Genomic DNA, 663 nt, shown 5'->3' with positions numbered 1-663 from the left:
GGTTGTGTCGCGTTAAGGACGATGCGACGATCAGGCGCCTAAGGTGAAGAGGATTGCTTACATCACGAGAGAATAGAATTGTTCGGCTGCAGTTGAGGCGACGCCATCGTCATACATCTGCCCCTTGCGGATCATGTGTGCGATCTCAATGCCAGACAGGATGATGCGCGCACAGCGGAAATCCTTGAACCCCATCATCGGTTCGATGATGCGTTTGATGGCACGGTGATCCTGCTCGACGACGTTGTTTAGGTATTTGTTTTGCCGGACCTTGATCGGCGTTAAACGCTCGGCATTGAGCGCTTCAAGCGCAGCCAGATTGGCACCGCTCCTGTCCACGGTGATTGTCTCGGGCTCGCCGTTCTGTTCAATCGCCTTCTCGAAGTAGCGGCGCGCCGCGGCCTTGTCCCGACGGGCGCGCAGCAGGAAATCCACCGTGTTGCCCGCCTTGTCCACGGCACGGTACAAGTATTTCCAATGGCCTTTGACCTTGACATAGGTCTCATCGACGCGCCAGCTCTTGCCGACAGGCCGTTTGCGTTTGCGCAATGCTTTTTCAAACACCGGCAGCAGCTTGATAACCCACCGGTGCACGCTCGAATGGTCCACCTCGATACCCCGCTCGGCCATCATTTCTTCGAGGTTTCGTAGGCTCAGTGAGTA

The 663-nt window shown here is 56.3% G+C and carries 1 protein-coding gene; it reads right to left on the bottom strand.

The window, feature by feature from the left end:
• Positions 1 to 57: 57 nt before the first annotated feature.
• On the bottom strand, positions 58 to 663 hold a 606-nt coding region (locus GCT19_RS42410; RefSeq protein WP_152855126.1), incomplete at its 5' end, for an IS6 family transposase.

This window comes from Paraburkholderia atlantica (genome assembly GCF_009362785.1).
Classification (GTDB): domain Bacteria; phylum Pseudomonadota; class Gammaproteobacteria; order Burkholderiales; family Burkholderiaceae; genus Paraburkholderia; species Paraburkholderia atlantica.
The sequence above is the reverse complement of the archived record's forward strand: the minus strand, read 5'-3'. Positions and strand labels throughout refer to the sequence as shown.